At 71.7% G+C, this 19,281-nt stretch carries 19 protein-coding genes; 4 read left to right on the top strand and 15 right to left on the bottom strand.

Translation table 11 applies throughout. The features are described 5' to 3' along the window. Positions 1-50: 50 nt before the first annotated feature. Positions 51-854, top strand: coding sequence for an endonuclease/exonuclease/phosphatase family protein (locus tag ACQEVB_RS31025; RefSeq protein WP_432979056.1), 804 nt, complete (start codon positions 51-53; stop codon positions 852-854). On the opposite strand, the gene ACQEVB_RS31020 is transcribed toward ACQEVB_RS31025, so the two are convergent. The 9 genes from ACQEVB_RS31020 to ACQEVB_RS30980 all read right to left on the bottom strand — a co-directional run bounded on the left by ACQEVB_RS31020 (position 851) and on the right by ACQEVB_RS30980 (position 10,489). After that, positions 851-2,467 (bottom strand): hypothetical protein, encoded by a 1,617-nt coding sequence (locus ACQEVB_RS31020; RefSeq protein WP_432979053.1) that lies wholly within the window; start codon positions 2,465-2,467, stop codon positions 851-853. The genes ACQEVB_RS31025 and ACQEVB_RS31020 overlap by 4 nt on opposite strands. Before the next feature lie 7 nt (positions 2,468-2,474). Beyond that, on the bottom strand, positions 2,475-3,293 hold the full coding sequence (locus ACQEVB_RS31015; protein WP_432979050.1) for a carbohydrate ABC transporter permease: 819 nt from the start codon (positions 3,291-3,293) through the stop codon (positions 2,475-2,477). Further along, a complete protein-coding gene (locus tag ACQEVB_RS31010) occupies positions 3,290-4,231 on the bottom strand; it encodes a carbohydrate ABC transporter permease (protein WP_432979047.1) in 942 nt (313 codons plus the stop codon). Before ACQEVB_RS31010 ends, ACQEVB_RS31015 begins: the two co-directional genes overlap by 4 nt. A gap of 38 nt (positions 4,232-4,269) precedes the next feature. Next, positions 4,270-5,550 (bottom strand): ABC transporter substrate-binding protein, encoded by a 1,281-nt coding sequence (locus ACQEVB_RS31005; protein ID WP_432979044.1) that lies wholly within the window; start codon positions 5,548-5,550, stop codon positions 4,270-4,272. A gap of 227 nt (positions 5,551-5,777) precedes the next feature. After that, on the bottom strand, positions 5,778-6,764 hold the full coding sequence (locus ACQEVB_RS31000; protein WP_432979041.1) for a LacI family DNA-binding transcriptional regulator: 987 nt from the start codon (positions 6,762-6,764) through the stop codon (positions 5,778-5,780). 15 nt (positions 6,765-6,779) lie between these two features. Next, a complete protein-coding gene (locus tag ACQEVB_RS30995) occupies positions 6,780-7,358 on the bottom strand; it encodes a hypothetical protein (RefSeq protein WP_432979038.1) in 579 nt (192 codons plus the stop codon). Beyond that, entirely contained in the window at positions 7,355-8,248 is an 894-nt protein-coding gene (locus ACQEVB_RS30990) for a carbohydrate ABC transporter permease (RefSeq protein ID WP_432979035.1), read from the bottom strand. The genes ACQEVB_RS30995 and ACQEVB_RS30990 overlap by 4 nt, the downstream gene beginning before the upstream one ends. Next, positions 8,248-9,174, bottom strand: coding sequence for a carbohydrate ABC transporter permease (locus ACQEVB_RS30985; protein ID WP_432979032.1), 927 nt, complete (start codon positions 9,172-9,174; stop codon positions 8,248-8,250). Before ACQEVB_RS30985 ends, ACQEVB_RS30990 begins: the two co-directional genes overlap by 1 nt. Further along, a complete protein-coding gene (locus tag ACQEVB_RS30980; protein ID WP_432979029.1) occupies positions 9,161-10,489 on the bottom strand; it encodes an ABC transporter substrate-binding protein in 1,329 nt (442 codons plus the stop codon). Before ACQEVB_RS30980 ends, ACQEVB_RS30985 begins: the two co-directional genes overlap by 14 nt. Positions 10,490-10,701: 212 nt before the next feature. Here ACQEVB_RS30980 and ACQEVB_RS30975 point away from each other — a divergent pair, with 212 nt between their 5' ends. Then, positions 10,702-12,015 carry a Gfo/Idh/MocA family protein gene (locus ACQEVB_RS30975; RefSeq protein WP_432979026.1) on the top strand — a complete coding sequence of 438 codons (1,314 nt, stop codon included), beginning with the start codon at positions 10,702-10,704 and terminating at the stop codon, positions 12,013-12,015. A gap of 339 nt (positions 12,016-12,354) precedes the next feature. Here the strand turns inward: ACQEVB_RS30975 and ACQEVB_RS30970 are convergent, their stop codons facing one another. Genes ACQEVB_RS30970 through ACQEVB_RS30960 form a run of 3 tightly spaced genes read right to left on the bottom strand, consistent with a single transcriptional unit; the run spans position 12,355 to position 15,093 of the window. After that, entirely contained in the window at positions 12,355-13,122 is a 768-nt protein-coding gene (locus ACQEVB_RS30970; protein ID WP_432979023.1) for a PmoA family protein, read from the bottom strand. Next, positions 13,119-14,240 carry a Gfo/Idh/MocA family protein gene (locus tag ACQEVB_RS30965; protein WP_432979020.1) on the bottom strand — a complete coding sequence of 374 codons (1,122 nt, stop codon included), beginning with the start codon at positions 14,238-14,240 and terminating at the stop codon, positions 13,119-13,121. The genes ACQEVB_RS30970 and ACQEVB_RS30965 overlap by 4 nt, the downstream gene beginning before the upstream one ends. 1 nt (position 14,241) lies before the next feature. Further along, positions 14,242-15,093 carry an NAD-dependent epimerase/dehydratase family protein gene (locus ACQEVB_RS30960; protein WP_432979017.1) on the bottom strand — a complete coding sequence of 284 codons (852 nt, stop codon included), beginning with the start codon at positions 15,091-15,093 and terminating at the stop codon, positions 14,242-14,244. Between the two features lie 132 nt (positions 15,094-15,225). On the opposite strand from ACQEVB_RS30960, the gene ACQEVB_RS30955 reads away from it, so the two are divergent. Beyond that, positions 15,226-15,606, top strand: a complete 381-nt coding sequence (locus ACQEVB_RS30955; RefSeq protein WP_432979014.1) for an ester cyclase — start codon at positions 15,226-15,228, stop codon at positions 15,604-15,606. On the opposite strand, the gene ACQEVB_RS30950 is transcribed toward ACQEVB_RS30955, so the two are convergent. From ACQEVB_RS30950 to ACQEVB_RS30940, 3 genes are read right to left on the bottom strand one after another with little or no spacing between them, the layout of a single operon-like run. Beyond that, positions 15,596-16,537 carry an NAD-dependent epimerase/dehydratase family protein gene (locus ACQEVB_RS30950; RefSeq protein WP_432979011.1) on the bottom strand — a complete coding sequence of 314 codons (942 nt, stop codon included), beginning with the start codon at positions 16,535-16,537 and terminating at the stop codon, positions 15,596-15,598. The genes ACQEVB_RS30955 and ACQEVB_RS30950 overlap by 11 nt on opposite strands. A gap of 44 nt (positions 16,538-16,581) precedes the next feature. Further along, positions 16,582-17,547: a DMT family transporter gene (locus ACQEVB_RS30945; RefSeq protein WP_432979008.1), complete on the bottom strand. Its 966-nt coding sequence runs from the start codon at positions 17,545-17,547 to the stop codon at positions 16,582-16,584. A 19-nt stretch (positions 17,548-17,566) separates the two neighbouring features. After that, a complete protein-coding gene (locus ACQEVB_RS30940) occupies positions 17,567-18,229 on the bottom strand; it encodes a GntR family transcriptional regulator (RefSeq protein ID WP_432979005.1) in 663 nt (220 codons plus the stop codon). A 79-nt stretch (positions 18,230-18,308) separates the two neighbouring features. On the opposite strand from ACQEVB_RS30940, the gene ACQEVB_RS30935 reads away from it, so the two are divergent. Next, positions 18,309-19,280 (top strand): quinone oxidoreductase family protein, encoded by a 972-nt coding sequence (locus ACQEVB_RS30935; RefSeq protein WP_432979002.1) that lies wholly within the window; start codon positions 18,309-18,311, stop codon positions 19,278-19,280. The last annotated feature ends 1 nt before the right edge of the window (position 19,281 follow it).

The raw sequence follows: 19,281 nt of genomic DNA, 5'->3' as shown, positions 1-19,281 counted from the left end.
TCCTTAAAGCGACTATCGTTGCGTTAAGCCTACGATAGCGAAGGAGGGCCATGCGCGAGGTCACCCTGCTGACGTTCAACGTGCTGTCACCCGGGCACGCGGACTGGCCGCGCCGCCGGGCGGTGATCCGGGAGGGTCTGCGCCGGCTCGCACCCGACGTGGTCGCGCTGCAGGAATGTGCCCACGACGTGCTCGACGCCGACTACGCGACGATCTGGCACTCGCGCCGCTCGGACGACGGGGTCGGTGCCGTCCTGGCCAGCCGGTACCCGCTGCGGCAGATCGGCGAGGTCGACCTCCGGGTGACGCCGCGCGTGACGCTGCCATGGGCCGCGGCGGTGCTGGCGGAGGTCGAGCTGCCGCTGGGGACGCTCGTCGTCGCGCACCACAAGCCGACCTGGGAGCACGGATACGCCGTCGAGCGCGAGCTGCAGGCGGTGGCCTGCGCCCGCGCCGTCGAGGAGCACCTCGCGGACCGGGCTCTCCCGGCTGTCGTCCTCGGCGACTTCGACGACACCCCGGACTCGGCTGCTGTGCGGTTCTGGACCGGCCAGCAGTCCCTGCACGGGACGAGCGTCTGCTACCGCGACGCGTGGGCCGCTGTGCGCCCCGACCGCCGGGGCCACACGTTCGACCCGCGGAACCCGCTGGTCCGTGCCGGTGAGATGGCCCTCGAACTGGGTCGCCGCATCGACTACGTGCTCGTGCGCAGCGGGATCCACGGACCCGCCCTCGACGTGGTCGACTGCACGCGGGTGTTCGACGAGCCGGTGGACGGCGTGTGGGCCAGCGACCACATCGGAGTGCTGGCCCGGCTGCGGGTGCCCGACCACCTGCCGGGGGCATGGGTCTAGACCCGCAGGGACACCCGCGTCGTGCCGGGGGAGCGCCACGTCACGTAGAGCCGGGTCCCGCCGATCGCGTCGGTGCCGCCTGTCCACGTGTAGGCCTCGCCCGGCCGGTAGACGGGCGGCTGATGCGGACCCGAGCCGTGACCAGGTCCGATCGAGAGGACGTGCCCGGCGCGGTGGTACTCGGCCGTGCCGGCGGGGAGTTCGAACCGGTCGTCGCCCAGCGCGGTGGCGCCGGTCAGCGCACCGCCGGGGGAGAGGGCGAGCTCCAGAGCGTGCGCCGTAGCGGGCCCGTCCGTCGTGACGGCGATGTCGACGCCGTCGTCGTGCAGGTCCAGCTCGATGCGGGTGGTGAGGGCGCTGCGGTCCTGCGGCCGGCGCGCGAAGCTCATCGCGGCGGCGAACCGGCCCTCGTGCTCCAGCTCGTAGCGGCCGTCGGCGCGCCGGTCCGCGGCCGGCAGGGGCTGGTAGTAGGCGGCCTCGACCGTCTCGTGCAGCACGATCCGGTCGCCGTCGACCTCCATGTCGGACGCGCGGAACGGACCGAGCCCGAAGAAGTCGCGCGACAGCCGCACCGACTCGACGGCGACGGCGCCGCACCGCACCCGCAGGAACGTCGGGTTGCAGGCCAGGCCGGACCCGAGGCGGCCGGCTTCGGGCACGTCCGAGCCGCCGTAGACGGTGATGTCGGCCTTCTCGCGGGCATCGCGCAGGAGGCGGCTGGAGCGGAACAGGCGCCGGCCCGGCTGCTGCGGCGCGCCCGCCGGCAGCGGTCGATCCAGGGCGGGGTCCAGGAGCTCCGCGGCGCGCGCCTCCACGGCATCGACGTACGGTCCCGTGGCCGCCAGCAGGGCCGCGGCGGCGCAGCGGCCGCAACCATGGTGCAGCGCGGCGCGGCGGAGCTGGGCGAGGAAGGGGCCCAGCGGGTAGGGCGCGTGCTGGTCCTGCCGTCGCGAGTGGACGGTCTCCACCCACCCGTCGGCGGTGAGATCCAGGTGAGCGTGCAGGTTGCGGTGCACGATCTCGTGCAGGTCAGGGCGGTCCAGCAGATCGCCGAGCGCGGTGAGGGACGGGTTGGACACGCGGGCGGCGTAGTTGGGGCTGCGTTCGCTGTAGAGCCCGTCCTCGTCGACGTCGACGCCTTCGGCCAGCCACGTCCGCGCGCGGTCCAGCAGGTGCGGCTCGTCGAGCAGGGCACCCGCGCGGGCGAGGGCGGAGGCCAGCTCCCAGCGGTGGTTGGGGGTGTGCACCCCGCCGCTGTGCAGAGCCGGTGCGGCCGCGCGGACGATCGACTCGATGCGCTGCCCGAGGTCGTCGGGCCAGCGGGAGCCGGGGCGGCGGAGCAGGAGAGCGGCGGTGACCGCGGCGTTGATCGTGAACGCCGAGTCGGGCGGCGACTCGAGGTTGTCGCCGCCGGCGAAGAGCCCGCCGGCCGTCTGGAGCGCGGCGAGCTCGGCGACCCGGTCACCGGCGAGTCGCACGAGCGCGGGGTCGCCGGCGCGCGGCGACTCCGGGTCGGAGGCGACGACGATCGCCGTCAGCGCCGCGTCCATGAGCTCGCGGTGCCCGAGCGCAGCGTCGGCACTCTCGAGCAGGCGATCGGCTTCCGCCAGCATCGAACGATCAGTCCTTCAGGCCGGAGTTCAGGTCGGCGTTCATGATGTGGCGTTGGAAGATCAGGAACATCACGACCATCGGGATCAGCGAGATCACCGACGCCGACAGCAGCACCGACCAGTCGATGTTGTCGGCACCGACGATGCTGCGCAGCGCCACCTGCAGCGTGTACCGGTGCGGGTCGCGCAGCACCAGCAGCGGCCACACGTAGTCGTTCCACCGCCACTGCAGGGAGAAGATCGCCAGCACCACGCAGATCGGCTTCGCCAGCGGCAGCATGATCCGCAGGAACAGCCCGATCTCGCCGACGCCGTCGATGCGGGCCTGCTCCATCAGCTCGTTGGGCACCGTGGCGAAGTACTGCCGGAACATGAACGTCCCCGACGCTGTGAGGACCGACGGGACGATGATCCCGGCGAGGCTGTCGTAGAGCCCGAGGTCCCGCACCACCGCGAACGCGGACGGCATGATCACCTCGGTGGGCAGCATCGTCGTCGCGAGGATGCAGACGAAGAACGCCTTCAGCCACCAGGCCTGGAACTTCGCCAGCGCGTACCCGGTCATGGCGCTCACGGCGACGGTGAGGGCGGTGGTGACCACGGCGACGATGGTCGTGTTGAGGAAGTACTGCTGGAAGTCGAAGCGCGACCACGCGGTCGCGTAGCCCGACGTCGTCCAGTCCTGGGGGAAGAGCGTCAGCGGCAGGCTGAACAGCTCCGAGCCGGGCTTGAACGAGCTGAGCACGAACCACAGCACGGGGAACAGGTAGACCACGGCCAGCAACCAGAGCACGGCGGTGCTCGGCACTGCGCGCAACACCTTCACGACAGCGCGCTCCTTCGGTCGAACCGGAGCTGCACGAGCGCGATGACGACGAGGATCACCATGAGCACGATGGAGGCCGCGCTGGCGTAGCCGATGTTGTTGCGCTCGAACCCCGTGCGGTAGATGTACTGGACCATCAGCGTGTTCGCGGTGCCCGGGCCGCCGTCGTTCAGCGCCTGGATCAGGGCGAACTCCTTCATCGAACCGATCGTGGTCAGCAGCACGACCATGAACGACGTCGGCCCGAGCAGTGGCAGCGTGATCCGGCGGAACCGCTGCCAGGAGTTCGCGCCGTCCAGCTCCGCGGCCTCGAGGTAGGACTTCGGGATGTTCCGCAGGGCGGCGATGAACAGCAGCATGTTGAACGCCGTGCCCGTCCAGGTCCCGGCCACGAGGATCACGATCAGGGCCAGCGTCCCGTCGGACTCCCAGTTGAGCGCCGGCCCGCCGAGCGCCTGCAGCATGACGTTGACGAACCCGAAGTTCTCGCCGAACACCCACCGCCACACGACCCCGGTGACGATCGGCGAGATGAGCCACGGCAGGAAGAACACGACACGGGCGGCGTTCTTGCCGACCGCCTGCGTGCTGGTCAGCAGGACGGCGATGCCGAGCGCGGCGACGAAGTGCGCGGGTACCGCCAGCGCCGTGTAGAGCAGGGTGCGCGTCAGGGCGCCGTAGAACCTGGAGTCCCCGGCGAGCTTCGCGTAGTTGTCCACCCCGACGAAGTTGAGGCTGCCGTACCCGCGGTAGTCGGTGAACGAGTAGATGACGCCGAGCGCGCCCGGCCACAGGAAGAACAGCACGAACAGCACGACGGCCGCGGAGATGAACAGCAGTGGCGCGTATCCGCCGCGGCGCAGCCCACGCCGGCGGCGCGGTGGACGCCCCGGCGCGGGCGGTGCCGCGGCCGGGGCGGACGGGGGAGCGGCAACCATGGGTGGCCTCCGGTGCTCGACGATCGGGGTCCGCCGGATCAGGGCAGCGGGCCGAGCTGCTCGGTCAGCTGGTCGTTGATCGCGGCGATCGCCTGGTCGACGGTGATCTCCCGGTTGAGGTAGCGCACGGTCTCGTCGCGCAGCGGGTCGCCCTCGGTGGCCATGCCGGCGACCTCGTAGGCGATGTCGCGGCGCTTCATCTCCGCGACGATCGGCGCGGACGCCGCGATCTCCTCGTTGTAGAGCGCGAACGCGTCGGCGTGCGAGGTGTAGGGCACGTCCAGCCCGTCGATCGCGGGCAGGTAGCCCGAGATCTGGGAGAGCTTGACGTAGTTGTCGGGCCGGTACATCCACTCCAGGAAGGCGAACGCCGCGTCCTCCTGGCCGGTGCCCTGGAAGATCACCGAGGACGCCGCGTTGCCGTAGTTCGTCGCCCGCACGTCCTGCCGGGGCAGCCGGACCGACGCCCACTCGAAGTTGGTGATGTTCTTGGCGAAGTCGGCGATCTGCCACGAGCCCGAGTAGTAGGCGACCACGTCGCCGCTCTTGAACAGCGCGTTCGGGTCGGCCTTGCTCAGCCACACCGACCGCGGCATGAACTTGTCGTCGTTGAGGCCGGCGAAGTACTCGAGCGCGGTCTTCGTGTTGGCGTTGGTCTGGAACTTGCCGTTCGCGTCGGCCTGGAACGAGGTGGAGCCGAACTCGTAGAGGAACGCCTTCAGGCGGTGCGACGACCGGTCCATCACCATGCCGTAGGTGGTGCCCGTCTTGGCCTGCACCTGCTTGATCCGGGCGACCATGTCGTCCCACGTCCAGATGTCGTTCGCGCTGGTCGGGAGGGCGACGCCGGCCTTGGTGAACAGCGTCTTGTTGACGAAGAGGCCCACCGCGGTGATGTCCGTGGGGAGCGAGAGCACCTTCCCGTTCTTGTCGACGGCGGCGAGCTCCTCGCGGATGCGGCTGCCGTCGAGGATCTTGCGCAGGTCGACGGTGCGGTCGCGCCAGATCGGGTCGATGCTCCCTGCCCGCGCCATGGCCGGCAGGTCACCGGCCTGCGCGGCGTTCTTGAGCTTCGTCGGCAGGTCGGCGTTGGCGACGTCGACGATCTCGATGCGGACGCCGGTCTCCTTCTGGTACTGCGCCGTCATGGCGGCGATGCCGCCGCCCTGGTTCGCGTCACCGGAGAGGAAGAACTGCAAGGGCTGGCCGGCCTTGGAGGGGGTGCTGCCCCCGCTGCCGCAGGCCGCGGCGACGCCCATCGCGAGGCCGGCGCCACCGACCTTGAGGATCTGCCGCCGCGACAACTGTGTCAGGCCCATGCGTGCGCTCCGTTGCTCGTCGCTCGAATGTGAACGTGGACGCCGGGCTCATGGGGGAGCGAGCGCGCAGGCGTCGGCTGGGGATCGGGAGGCTCCTCGACGGCGTCGTTGCTGTCCAGGACGTCGGCGGTCGCTCGATGTGAGCGTTAACACCAACGTGGAGGACATTGAATAGGCATGAGTCGATGCCGTCAAGACTTTGTCTTTACATCACGTCCATGTCGCGATCAGCGGGAACCGGGCGCGACGCCGGTGGTCGCCCGGACGAGCAACTGCGTCGGCAGCTCGCGCTGCGGGACGTCGTCGGTGTCTCCCGCGATCATCGACAGCAGGATCGCGACGGCGGCCCGGCCGCCGTCGAGCGTGGGCACGGCGATGGTGCTGAGCGCGGGATGGATCATCGAGGACATCGGGATGTCGTCGAAGCCGAGCACGCTGATCTCGTCGGGGACCGACACGCCGCGCACGCTGAACCGGTTGAGCAGGCCCAACGCGACGAGGTCGTTGTAGGCGAACACGGCGGTGGCCCCGGAGGCGAGCGCGAGGTCCGCGGCGGCCACCCCGCCCTGGAACTGCGGCGCGAAGTGTCCGAGGTGCACGACGTCGACGCCGGCGGTGTCGGCCGCGAGCCGCAGCCCGCGCTCGCGTTCTCCGCCGGCCCACGACTGCTGCGGTCCCGCGACGAACGCGATCCGGCGGTGCCCGAGCGCGGCCAGGTGGGCGACGCCCTGGCGCATCCCGTCGGCGGCGTCGACGGTGACCGCGGGGCGTCCGGCGACGTGCTGGTTGAACAGGACGACGGGGGTGTCGCCGGCCGCGTCCAGCACGTCGGGCGCGGACCGCGGTGCGCACAGGACGATGCCGTCCACCTGCGGCGCCAGCGCGCGCAGCAGGCCGGGCTCGGCGTCGGCCTGCTCGTCGGTGTCGGCGATGAAGACGGAGTGCGCCGCGGCGCCGGCGGCGGACTGCACGCCCTTCGCGGCTGCCGCGAAGAACGGGTTGGACATGTCGGGCACGATCAGCCCGATGTTGCCGGTGCGGCCGGTGATCAGCCCGCGGGCGGCCCGGTTGGGCTGGTAGCCGAGCTGCCGCACGGCCGACTCGACACGGGTGCGCGTCGACTGCTTGACCATGTCCGGCACGGACAGGGCCCGCGACACCGTCGACGGAGAGACGCCTGCGGCGAGCGCGACGTCGCGGAGGGTGGCGGCCACGGCGTCCTTTCCGGGTCAGGGGCCTGCCGGCGGTGCCGCCACGGTGCGGTGCACGGCATGCAGGGCCAGCACGAGCACGGCCGGCAGTACGAAGGCGATGCCCGGCAGCAGTACGCCGAGCAGCACCGCGATGATGGTGGCACCGAGGGCCGCTGCGCCCGAAAGTGGTACGCGCAGCAGCGTCGTCCAGCCGGCGGCGAGGGCCGCGCGCCAGCCGAGGTGCGCGAGCTGCGGGACGGCCAGCAGCACGGCAGCGAGCAGCGTCGACGTGGCGACCAGCACCGCGACGAGTGCGCCGGTGCCGCCGGGTACCACGCCGCTGCCCAGCCACCGCACCTGCGCGGCGACGACCAGCACCACGAGCACGGCGGCCGGCCCGACGAGCACGCCGGGCAGGAGCCGACGGCGCACCTCCCGTGCGAGCGCCGTCCAGCGCGGCAGCTCGTCGTGCTCGATCCAGTGCGCCACCGCCCACGACAACGTCGCGACGACGGCGCCGACCGTCACCACCGGCGTGCTCACCAGCACCGCCACCACGCCGACCAGCGCGAGCTCGGCGACGCGGCGCAGCTGCTCCTTCCAGCCGCCGGTCATCCCTTGATCCCGCTGGTGTTGATGCCCTCGACGATCAGCCGCTGGAAGAACAGGAAGAACAGGAACACCGGCACCAGCGACAGCACCGACATCGCGAACATGGGGGCGATCGCGTTCTGCCCGCTGGAGTCGAGGAACAGCCGCAGCCCGATCGGGACGGTGTAGTTCTCGATGTTGTTGAGGTAGACGAGCTGGGTGAAGAAGTCGTTCCACGTCTGGATGAAGGAGAAGACGGCCGTGGTGACCAGCGCGGGCTTGGTCAGTGGCAGCACGATGTGGAAGAAGCGGCGGTAGGGGCCGCAGCCGTCGATCTCCGCCGCCTCGTCCAGCGTGCGCGGGATGCCGCGCATGAACTGGACCATGAGGAACACGAAGAACGCGTCGGTGGCCAACAGCTTCGGCACGATCATCGGCCACGGCGTGTTGATCCAGCCCAGGCTGTTGAACAGCACGTACTGCGGCACGACGAGCACGTGGTGGGGCAGCAGCAGGGTGCCGATCATGATCGCGAACCAGATCCCGCGCAGCGGGAACCGCAAGCGGGCGAACGCGAACGCGGCCAGCGCGCACGACACGACGTTGCCGATCACGACACCGACCGCGATCACGGTGCTGTTGACGAAGAACCGCGCGAAGCTGATGCCCGGGATGCCGGTCCAGCCCTGCGGGTAGTTCTCGGGGCTGAACCGGGTGGGCCAGACGTCGATGTTGTTGGCGATCTCCTGCGGCGACTTGAACGACGTGCCGATCATGTAGGCGATCGGGTACAGCGCCACCACGAGCAGGGCGATCAGGACGACGTGCGCACCGGTGCCGGTGTACCAGCGGCGGGCGGGCGGTGGCGCCTGCTGCGGCGGCGCGACGGCGACCGGGGCCAGCGTGGCGGTCATCAGCGCTCCCCGTCGTCGGCGTAGTGGACCCAGAGCGAGCCGCTGCGGAAGACCAGCGCGGTCACGATGCCCAGCGCGACGAGGAACACCCACGCCATCGCGGAGGCGTAGCCCATCTGGAAGTCGCCGAAGCCGCGCAGGTAGAGGTAGAGCGTGTAGAGCAGGGTGGAGTCGGCCGGTCCGCCCTGCCCGCCGCTGATCACGAAGGCGGCGGTGAACCCCTGGAAGCCCGCGATGGTCTCCAGCACCAGGTTGAAGAACAGCACCGGCGACAGCAGCGGCAGCGTGACGTGCCAGAACGTGGAGAACCGGCCCGCCCCGTCGAGGGCGGCGGCCTCGAACATCTCCGCGGGGATCTGCTTGAGCCCGGCCAGGAAGATCACCATGGGGGCGCCGAACTGCCAGGCCGCCAGCAGCACGAGCGTGCCCAGCGCGGTGGACGGGTCGTTGATCCAGCTCTTGCCGCCGATCCCCACGAGCCCGAGCAGCCCGTTGATCGCGCCGGCGCCGCCGAACAGGGTCTGCCACACGATCGCGATCGCGACGCTGCCGCCCAGCAGCGACGGCACGTAGAACAACGAGCGGTAGAGCCCGACCCCACGCCGGGCCCGGTTCAGCAGCAGCGCCACACCCAACGCCACCGCCAGCTTCAACGGCACCGACGTGACCGCGAACAGCAGCGTCGCCTTCACCGAGTTCCAGTACGTCGGATCGTCGGCGAACATGCGGACGTAGTTCTCCAGGCCGACCCACTCGGGGTCCTGCAGGAGGTCGTAGTCGGTGAAGCTGAGGTAGAGCGAGTACAGCATCGGCCCGACCGTGACGCCGAACAGGCCGAGCAGCCACGGGGAGAGGAAGACGTAGCCCGCGCGCGCCTCGCCCCGGCGCCGGATCGGTGGCGCTGCTGTGAGCTCAGCGGGCGGCACGGTCGAGTTCCGCGGTGGCCTGGGTGACGAACTCGGCGGCCGCGTCCTGCGGGGTCTTGCGTCCGAACCCGGCGTTCTCCCCGGCGCTGATCAGCAACTGGTTCATCTTCGAGTCGCCCTGCGCCGGGACCGGCGGGTTCTCCCCGGCCTGCGCCACGACCCGCTTGTCGAACGCGATCACGTACTTGAGCTGGTCGCTGAACTGCGGCGAGATCGCGTCGCTGACCGCGCTGCTCGGCGGCAGCCCGCGCTCGGTGCCGAGAGCGGCCCCGGCGGCCTGGTCGTTGATGAAGAAGTTGATCACGTCCACCGCGGTGGCGACGTTCTTGCCGCGGGCGTACGCGGTGTAGAACTGCGACGGCCGCGAGTACGCGCCGGTGGGGGAGCCGGGCACCGGCACCAGCATCAGCGCGTGGTCGGTCGCCTTGGACAGCTCGGTGAACTGGTTGTCGTAGGAGAACGTCGCGGCGGTCGTCTTGGCGGCGACGGTGTTCTTCGAGATGTCACCGGCGTTCGCCGGCTGCGCGACCTCGGCGGGCGACGCGGCGCCGCTGGCGCGGAACCCGGCCCACATGGTCAGCCAGGCGGTCACGTCCTCCACGGTGAAGCCGGGCTTCTGCCCGTCGTAAAGCTGCTTGCCCTGCTGGCGCAGCCACGGCTCGAACAGGCTGATGTTCGCGCTCTCGTCGCGCACGCCCCACACCTTGCCGCCCAGCGCCGTGGTGACCTTGGCCGCCCAGGCGCCGAACTCGTCCCAGGTGGCCCAGCCGGTCTCGGCCGGCAGCAGCCCGAGCGGTTCCAGCACGGTCTTGTCCACGACCAGCGCCTGGGTGTTGGACGCGGCCGGCATCGCGTACAGCTTGTCGTCGACCTTCCCGGTGCCCAGGAGCTTGGGCGAGACGGCGTCGACCTTCAGCGTCGACCCGACCCACGGGCCCAGGTCGGCGATCAGCTTCTTGTTCGCGTACTCGCGCAGGACCCGGTTGTCGATCTGGATGATGTCCGGCGCGGTGCCACCCGCCGCCGATGTGTTGATCTTGTCGTAGTAGCCGGAGTAGCCCTGCCACTGCGTCGTGAACGTGACGTTCGGGTGCGCCTTCGTGTACAGGTCCAGGACCTTCTGCGTGTTCTCCGCCCGCGCCGGACCGCCCCACCACGCCACCGACAGCACCACCGGCTTGTCCGTGACCGGAGGTGCTCCCGCCTGCTGGTCGGCCCGCGAACCACCCCCTCCGCACGCCGCCGCGGCGAGCAGGCCGAGCGCCGCGGCTGCAGCCGCCAGCGCGCGCAGCAGAGGTCGATTGGGGTTGGTCATGGGAGCTCCTTCGATCACCGACCGGGGTCCACCCGTGCTGTGACGCAGCGCACGTGGGCACCATTGAGTCAAGGCGACACCGGCCCCGTCAATGCTTGTTGCGAAATTCTCCAAACGTTTGCATCATGAGCCGGGATCCGGCCGGCTGGCGCAGCTGAGCTGGCCGCAGTCGTTTGCACGATCTCGTCAACCTGCGGCTGAACAGGAGCTCCATGCCCGCCAGGAACCCGCGCCCCCGCTACGCCGTCGTCGGCCTCGGCAGCCGGGCCCAGATGTTCGTCCGCGCCCTCTCCGAGACCCACGCCGACCGCGCCGAGCTGGCCGCGTTCTGCGACGTGAACCGCACCCGCATGGCCGTGCACAACCGGACACTGGCCACCCCGGTGCTCACCTACGACGCCGCCGAGTTCGCCGCGATGATCGAGCGCGAGCGGATCGACGCGGTCGTCGTCACCACCGTCGACCGCACGCACGACCACTACATCGTCGAGGCCCTGCGCGCCGGGTGCGACGTCGTCACCGAGAAGCCGATGACCATCGACGGAGACCGCTGCCGGCGCATCCTCGACGCGCAGTCCGAGACCGGGCGCAAGGTCACCGTCACGTTCAACTACCGGTACAACCCGGTGCACGCGAAGGTGCGGGAGGTGCTCGCGTCCGGCGCGATCGGCGAGATCGGGTCGGTGCACTTCGAGTGGCTGCTCGACACCCGCCACGGCGCCGACTACTTCCGCCGCTGGCACCGCGACAAGGCCAACTCCGGCGGGCTCATGGTGCACAAGGCCACCCACCACTTCGACCTCGTCAACTGGTGGATCGACTCGTCCCCCGACACCGTCTTCGGGCTGGGCAAGCTGTTCTTCTACGGCGACGAGAACGGCGCGCGCCGCGGGCTCGCCCGGCCCTACGCCCGGGCGCACGGCGAGGCGAGCGCGGCCGACGACCCGTTCGCGATCGACCTCGCCGGCTCGCCGACGCTGAAGGCGCTCTACCTCGACGCCGAGCACGAGGACGGCTACCACCGCGACCAGAACGTCTTCGCCCCCGGCGTCACCATCGAGGACGACATGACGGTGGCCGTGCGCTACCGCAGCGGTGCCACGATGAGCTACCACCTCACCGCGTACTCGCCGTGGGAGGGTTACCACGTCGCGTTCAACGGGAGTGCGGGCCGGCTCGAGCTCGACGTCGTGGAGAACTCGTTCGTCGAGGCCGCCGGCGCAAGCCGGGTCGCAGGCCAGGCACTGCACGGCACCGAAGAGGCGCCGTCCGGTTCGTCGAGGCTGACCCTGCGCCGGCACTGGGAGAAGCCCGTCGAGCTGGACCTGCCCGACGCGGGCGGCGCCGGCCACGGCGGCGGAGACGAGCGGATGCTGGCCGACATCTTCGGCGACGGCGGCGCCGACCCGCTCGGGCGGGCGGCCACCCACCGCGACGGCGCCCTGTCCCTGCTGACCGGGCTCGCCGCCAACCGGTCCTTCGAGACCGGCCTGCCGGTGCAGGTCGACGACATCCTGCGGCTGTGAGGAGTTGGTGGGGTCGCGGTCGGGGTCGTCGTGATCAAGGGCAAATCGTCGTTGCTGGGGCGGCGGGGGCGACGTTCTGCCCTTGATCACGGCCCGCGGTCGGGGTCGGCGGCACGTTCCGTGCAGTGATCATGGGCAAACCGTGGTTGAGCGGGGCGCTCCGGCCACGTTTTGCCCATGATCGACAGCGCTCGGGGGCGGTGCGGTGATCAAGGGCAAAATGTCGTTGCTGGGCCGGCCCGAGCGACGTTTTGCCCTTGATCACCGACGCAACCGCCGCCCCAACCGCCCCACCTGCGGCCGGCCGCCCCAACCGCGGCGCCGCGACCCCGTTCCGCCCTACCCGTCCTTGACCACGACCTGCAGCGAGCGGCGCAGTTCCGCCCCGGGCTCCAGCACGGTCGGCGTGTCCCACGCGAAGGCGGTGCCGACGCCCGGGTACTCCGCGGCGCGGACGAACCACGGGTCGCCGTCGGACGCGGAGAACTCCAGCGCGTAGCCGTCGCCGGTGACGCGCAACCAGGGTGTCACGACACCGTTGAGCTGTTCCTCGCCGACCAGCTCGGGCCCCGACACCTCCGGCGTGCCCGGCGGGAGCCGCCAGAACAGGCCGCCGTACCCCGCCCCGACGCGCCCCGCCGAGCCGGGGCTGCCCAGGGCGATCGGGCGGTCGGTGGCGTTGCGGAGTCGGGTCGCTGTCCGCAGCGTCCAGCCGGCCTCGCCCCCGGTGGCGGTGATCAACCGGTACTCGTGGAGCAGCACGTCGCCGTTGTGCGCGACCCACTGCAGCTCGTGCTCGGCGCGGTCGTCGGCGCGGTCGAGCCAGCGCGTGTGCGCGATCGTGCCGTGGTCGCCGCGGGGCTGGTAGCCGTCGGCGGCCCGGTAGCTGCGGCCGCCCCAGAAGTTGGAGCCGTCCACGTCCGGCACGGCGACGGAGAACCCCAGGTGCCAGCGGTGGTCGGCCGGGAACGTGTCGGTGACGACGGTGCCGCCCAGCGTGCGGATCGGGTGCAGGTACGGGCGGCGGCCCAGTGTCGGGTCGAGGTCGCTGCTGTCGACCCGGTACCGGGCGACCTCGACGCCGCCGACGCGGAACGGGTGGGTCACGACGACCAGTCCACGGGCAGCTCCGAGAACAGCTTCATCTCCTCCGCGCACCGCCGGACGTGCTCGTCGACGCCGGTCACGACCGTCCGGCCACCGTCGGCGACGCGCAGGACCCGCGCCGGCAGCGGGCGGGCCGGCCCGTCACGCCGCACGGCGTCGAGCACCTGCATGAACGGGCGGCACCCGGACAGCGGTGACAGCAGCGGCACCCCGGGATCGGTGACGTGCTCCAGCAGGTTCTCCAGGAGATCCACCCGACCGGGCGGCGGCGTGACGGGGGAGCCGTCGACGGTTTGGCCGGTGAGGGTGTCGCGCGTGTAGGCCAGCTCGAGCCGCCCGCCGTCCCCGTGCACGACGAGCAGCGGATCGCGGCCCGTGGCCGCGCACAGCGTGACCGCGACCAGCACCGGGACCCCGGCGCCCAGGATCCGCACCGCGGCCGTGTCGTCCCCTTCCGGCGACATCGCGCGGAACCGCTCCAGCTGCACGTCCAGCTCCGCGTCGTCGGGCGTGCCGAGCAGCCGCAGCGCGGTGGCCACGGCGTGCGCGTAGGCGTTGGTGAGCGCGCCGTCGGTGACCGGGACGTCGCCCAGCCGCATCCGCCCGGCCCACGGCGCCCGCTCGAAGTACGCCGGCTCGCGGGTCCAGGCGCCGTGCACACCGATCCCGCGCACCGTGCCGAGCTGCCCGTCGGCCACCAGCCGGGCGGCGTGCGCGAGCGCCCGCGAGCCGAACGACTGGAAGCCGACCTGGCACGCCAGCCCGGTGTCCGCGACCAGCTCCGTCAGCTCGTCGAACTGCTCCATCGAGCTGGTCGGCGGCTTCTCCACCAGCACGTGCGAGCCCGCCGCGAGCGCGAGCCGGGCCAGCGGCAGGTGGGTGTGGATGGGCGTCGAGACGATCGTGACGTCGGCTCGTACGTCGGCCAGCAACGACGCGGCGTCGGCGGCGACCGGCACGTCGCCGGACACCGCCCGCACCCGTTCCAGCACGTCGGCGTCGGGCGGGCGCGGGTCGGCGAGCCCGGCGATCCGCACCCGGTCCGCGGCGGCGAGCTCGATCAGCCGCTCGAGGTGGACCTGCCCGTATCCGTGGACTCCGACGAGGGCGATCCGCACGTCACTGCCGCCAGCTGTGCTGCGGCTCGTACCCGAGCACCCGGCGCGCCTTGTCGATCGACAGCATCGTCTCGTGCTCGCCCAGCTCCCGGGTCACGGGGACGCCCGGGTACACCTCGGCGGCCAGGTCGGCGCTGCGTCGCGACATGACGGTGTCGGCGTTCGCGATGACGAAGACGTCAACGCCCGTCGCGGTGTGCTCCAGCGCCTTGCGCACGGCCTGCGCGCCGTCGCGCCCGTCGATGTAGGACCACAGGTTCCAGCGGCGCGCCTGCGGGTCGGCGTCGAAACCGGGGAACCGGGCGTAGTCCTCGGGGTCCATCACGTTGGAGAACCGCAGCCCGATCATCTTCAGGTCGGGCACCCAGCGGCAGAAGTGCCGGGCCATCTCCTCCTCAAGGCCCTTCACCAGCGAGTACGTGCTCTCCGGGCGCACCGGGTACTCCTCGTCGACCGGGATGTACGGCGGCGGGGTGTCGAACGGCAGGCCCAGCACGGTCTCGCTGGAGGCCCACACGACGTTGCGGACACCTGCAGCGCGGGCCGCGGCGAACACGTTGTACGACGCGGTGACGTTGTTGGCGAACGTGGCGGAGTTGGTGGTGAGCCCGGGCGCGGGGATCGCGCCGAGGTGCACCACGGCGTCGACGCCGTCGTGCCGGTCGTCGACGCCGGTGAGGGCCTCGAGCACCTGCCCGTAGTCGGTGAGGTCGACCCGCACGGACACGGCTGCCACCGACCGGGGGTCGGGCACCCGGTCGAGCGCGACCACCCGGTAGCCGTGCGCCTGCAGGTCGGTCACCACGTGCCGACCGAGCTTCCCACTGCTGCCGGTCACCGCGACCGTCGTCATCGCAACTCCTGTCTCGAGCGGCCACCCGGTGGAGGCGGCGAGATCATTCTGCGCCGCCGGCCGGTACCGGTCACGGCGGGGAGGAGTCCCGTGCGCAGGCGTGCTCGCGCCGCCGCTGGCACGATGCAGCGGATGGGGTCATCGAGGGCGGGACTGGAGCAGATGTACCGGCGCTACCTGGACCGGTGCAACGAGCACCGGTTCGCCGAGCTCGGCGAGTTCGTGGCCCAGCACGTCGAGATCAACGGCGAGGTCGCGGGTCTGGAGCGCTACGGCAGCGGCCTGCAGACGGTGATCGACGCGATCCCGGACTTCCACTGGGACCTGCAGCACCTGCTCGTCGACGGACCGTGGCTCGCCGCCCGCCTGATCGACACCGGAACGACGGTCGACGGGCGCTCCATCCACCTCCAGGAGTTCGCGATGTACCGCACCGACGGCGGCCGGATCGCGGCGGTGTGGGGCGATCTCGACCCGCCGCACCTGCCGCTGTGGGGACCGGCTACGGGGTGACCACCCCGGTGGCGACGAGCTCGTCGAGGGCGTCCCGGACCGCTTCGAGCGCGGTGTAGCGCGGCCGGTACCCGAGCAGCCGCACGGGCTTCTCGATGCTGCAGTGCGGGCTGTGGCTGATGTGGTCGAGCGTGAGGCGGGCGTCGTCGGGATCGGCGTCGACGCGCCACTGCTCCCACGGCAGGAACGCCAGGTCGGCGCTGCGGCCGAACCAGCCGGCCACGGCCTCGGCGAACCCGCGCAGGGTGGTGGCGGTGGCCGCCACCGCGTGGAAGCTCTCCCCGATGGTCACCGCGCGGCGCTCCATCGCGGCGACGAACACCTGCGCGACGTCGTCGGCGTGGACGTGCTGGACGGTCTCCATGCCGTGGTTGGGCAGGACGACCTGCTCCCCCCGGGCCAGGCGCGTGAAGACCTCGGGGTTGACGTTGCCGGCCGGGTTGATCGGCACCCAGCCCGGCCCGCTGATGTGCCCGGGGTGCACCACGGTGGCGGGGAACCCGTGCCGGCGGGCCTGCACGCGCAGGTAGTCCTCGATGTCGGCCTTGGCGCGGCCGTACGGGTTGATGGGGCGGCGCGGCTGCGCCTCCGTCGTCGGCACGCTCGCGCTGGGGCCGTGCACCCAGATCGTGCCGCAGTGCAGGAAGTGCTCGACGCGTCCGCGCAGGCTCTCCACGAGCTCGGTCGCCTCGGCGACCGCGAAGCAGATCAGGTCGATCACGACGTCGGCGCCCAGGTCGGCGATCGCGGCGCCGAACCCGTCCGCGGCGCGGTCCAGCGTCACCGTCGTGACGGAGTCCCAGGCGCCGTGGGCGACGTAGGGCTGCCGCTGCGACCGGCTGACCACGACGACCTCGTGACCGGCTGCCACCAGCCGCGGGACGAGGAACGTTCCGATGTGGCCGGTACCGCCGATGATCACCACGCGCATGCGGTCGACCCTAATGCGGCCGGTTGCCTCGCGAGTCGGCCATCTCAACAGGGCGAGTTGGCCGTCTCACGGGCGACTCGCGCTGTCGAACCGGCCAACTCGCCCTGTCGAGCGGGCCAACTCGCGGGGCGGCCTCCGGCGCCGGCGAAGAGCACCGCCGCCAGGAGGACGGCGCAGCCGACGAGCTGAGCCGGCGAGAAGCGCTCGCCGAGCAGGAACGCGCTCAGCGCGACCGCCACGAGCGGCTGGAGCAGCAGGATCAGGGCGGTGAGCGCGATCGGCAGCCGCTTCATCGACGTCGTGATCAGGAACCAGCCGAGCAGCTGCGGACCCAGCGCGAGCAGCAGCAGCCATCCCCACGCCGGCCAGGCGGGCGTCGGGTCGAAGTCGCCGCGGGCGAGGCCGTAGAGCAGGGCGATGCCCATCGCGGCGAGGTTGATCTCCGCGAGCGGGCCGACGACGTGCGGCGGCCCGCCGCGCCCACCGCGCTTCGTGGCCAGCATGAACGCCGCGTACGCCGCGGACGTGAGCACGCCGATCAGCACCCCCGAGGCGGTGACCGTCGTCGGTGTCGCGGTCTCGAGCGCCCCGGAGACCAGCAGGACGCCGAAGAGGGCGGCCGGCAGGGCCAGGAAGTAGCTGCGGGTCGGCCGCTCCGCGAACAGTGCCCATCCGGCGAGCGCGACGAACAGCACCTGCAGGTTGCTCAGCACCGTGGCGATCCCCGCGCCGAGCGCGGCGATCGCGTGGTTCTGCAGGACCAGGGTGATCCCGAGCAGGACGCCGGCCAGCAGCGACCACGTGTGGCTCGACCGGGATCGCGGGCCGCGGCGCCGGTGCTCCAGGACGGCGAGCACCGCGAGGACGGCGAGCGCGCCGGCGCAGCGGAAGAACGCGACCGTGGCCGGTGACTCGCCGGACAGCCGGATGAGGATGGCGGAGCTGCCGATCGTGGCGGCGCCGAGCACCGCCGTGGCGGCAGGAGCAGTGTTCACCTGCGGGATCGACACGGTGGCCTCCTGGTGTGTGTCAGCGCAGCGTGCGCAGGACGACGGAGAGTGCGAGCTCGACGTGCCGGCGCCCGGCCGCCTCGGCGGCATCGGCATCGCGGGCGGTGAGCGCGTCGACGATCGGCTGGTGCGTGCCGATCGACTCGACGAGCTCGGCGTCGGTGTACGCGGACGCGATGCGGCGGTTGAAGTAGAAGTCGCTGTTGGCCAGGATCAGCTCGGCGATCCGCGGGTTCCTCGCCGCGCTGAAGATCGCCTCGTGGAAGCGTTCCGTGAGCTCGACGACGCTGCCTCGTAGCCGCCCGGCGGCCACCTCGTCCAGGCACTCGTGATGGAGGCCGACGACGCGGTCGATCGCGGTGTCGTCGGCGCGTTCGGCGGCGAGGCGCGTGGCGTACCCCTCGAGCGCGATCCGCGTCTCGTAGATCTGCCGGATCTCGTCGGCGGTGTGCTCGTGCACTGCCCAGCCGCGGGCCCGGGCCTGGATCAGGCCTTCGGCGGCGAGGCGCTGCATCGCCTCCCGGATCGGGGTGCGGCTCACGCCCAACTGCTCGGCGAGCTCGAGCTCGATGAGCCGCTCGCGCGGCAGGAACTCGCCTTCGACGATGGCCTGCCGCAGGCGGCGGTGCACGTCCTCCGAGGAGCGCGCGGGACGCGTGGCGGGGTCGTGGAGCCGGGCCATCGGGACCTCCATCCGTTCGGCTCGCATACAGTAGCACATGTGGTAGCGTATCCGCTACTGCATACAAAGAAGGGACATCATGAAGGCGCTGGTCATGGACAGGTTCGGCGGGCCGGAGGTGCTCGAGCTGCGCGAGGTGCCCGCTCCGGAGCCGCGGCCCGGGCACACGCTGGTCCGCATGCAGGCCATCGGCCTGAACTACGCCGACGTGTACCGGCGCCGCGGCGACTACGTCCTCGAGGGCGAGCCGCCCTGGGTCCTGGGTTACGAGGGCGCCGGGGTCGTCGAGGCAGCCGATCCCGCAGGGAGCGGGCCTGCCGTGGGTGTGCCGGTCGGGTTCGCCGACAGTCCGTTCGCGAACGGCGAGCTGGTGAGCGTGCCGACGGACCGGTTGATCGAGCTGCCGCCCGGGATCTCCGCCGAGACCGCCGCTGCCGTCCTGCTGCAGGGGTTGACCGCCGACTACCTCGTGCGCGACAGCTACCCGGTGGCGTCCGGCGACCGGGTCGTCGTCCACGCGGCGGCGGGCGGGGTGGGCCTGCTGCTGGTGCAGCTGGCGTCAGCGGCCGGGGCGACCGTGGTCGGGCTCGCCTCCACCGAGGAGAAGCGCCGCGCGGTGGAACGGGCCGGTGCCGTCCACGCGGTCGCCGCCGGTCCGGGCTGGGTCGACCGGGTGCGCGACCTCGGCGTCCTGCAGGACGGGGCCCACGTCGTGTACGACTCCGTCGGCTCCACGCTGGCCGAGAGCCTGTCCGTGACGCGCACGGGCGGCACCGTCGTCGTCTTCGGGAAGGCCGGTGGGCCGGCCGCCCCCATCGACCCGTACGACCTGATGGCGACCTCGCGGCGGCTCGTCGGCGGTGACCTGTGGAACGTGCTGACCAGCCCGCAGGAGCGTCGCGTCCGGGCGGCCCGCCTCCTGGACGCCGTGGCCACCGGCGCGCTGGACGTCGCCATCGCCGGCCGGTTCCCGCTGGAGCAGGGGGCGGCCGCGCACGAGCTGATCGAGAGCCGCAGCACGATCGGCAAGATCCTGCTGGTCCCTGCCTGAG

The sequence above is a fragment of the Pseudonocardia sp. CA-107938 genome, assembly GCF_050936315.1.
Classification (GTDB): Bacteria; Actinomycetota; Actinomycetes; order Mycobacteriales; family Pseudonocardiaceae; genus Pseudonocardia.
Note: the sequence above shows the minus strand (reverse complement) of the source record. Positions and strands in the feature narration are given on the sequence as shown.

Bases quoted from the DNA above. Each gene is read 5' to 3' on its own strand.
- ACQEVB_RS31025 (WP_432979056.1), top strand. From the start codon at position 51: ATGCGCGAGGTCACCCTGCTGACGTTCAACGTGCTGTCACCCGGGCAC.
- ACQEVB_RS31020 (WP_432979053.1), bottom strand. From the start codon at position 2,467: ATGCTGGCGGAAGCCGATCGCCTGCTCGAGAGTGCCGACGCTGCGCTC.
- ACQEVB_RS31010 (WP_432979047.1), bottom strand. From the start codon at position 4,231: ATGGTTGCCGCTCCCCCGTCCGCCCCGGCCGCGGCACCGCCCGCGCCG.
- ACQEVB_RS31005 (WP_432979044.1), bottom strand. From the start codon at position 5,550: ATGGGCCTGACACAGTTGTCGCGGCGGCAGATCCTCAAGGTCGGTGGC.
- ACQEVB_RS30995 (WP_432979038.1), bottom strand. From the start codon at position 7,358: ATGACCGGCGGCTGGAAGGAGCAGCTGCGCCGCGTCGCCGAGCTCGCG.
- ACQEVB_RS30990 (WP_432979035.1), bottom strand. From the start codon at position 8,248: ATGACCGCCACGCTGGCCCCGGTCGCCGTCGCGCCGCCGCAGCAGGCG.
- ACQEVB_RS30980 (WP_432979029.1), bottom strand. From the start codon at position 10,489: ATGACCAACCCCAATCGACCTCTGCTGCGCGCGCTGGCGGCTGCAGCC.
- ACQEVB_RS30975 (WP_432979026.1), top strand. From the start codon at position 10,702: ATGCCCGCCAGGAACCCGCGCCCCCGCTACGCCGTCGTCGGCCTCGGC.
- ACQEVB_RS30960 (WP_432979017.1), bottom strand. From the start codon at position 15,093: ATGACGACGGTCGCGGTGACCGGCAGCAGTGGGAAGCTCGGTCGGCAC.
- ACQEVB_RS30955 (WP_432979014.1), top strand. From the start codon at position 15,226: ATGGGGTCATCGAGGGCGGGACTGGAGCAGATGTACCGGCGCTACCTG.
- ACQEVB_RS30950 (WP_432979011.1), bottom strand. From the start codon at position 16,537: ATGCGCGTGGTGATCATCGGCGGTACCGGCCACATCGGAACGTTCCTC.
- ACQEVB_RS30940 (WP_432979005.1), bottom strand. From the start codon at position 18,229: ATGGCCCGGCTCCACGACCCCGCCACGCGTCCCGCGCGCTCCTCGGAG.
- ACQEVB_RS30935 (WP_432979002.1), top strand. From the start codon at position 18,309: ATGAAGGCGCTGGTCATGGACAGGTTCGGCGGGCCGGAGGTGCTCGAG.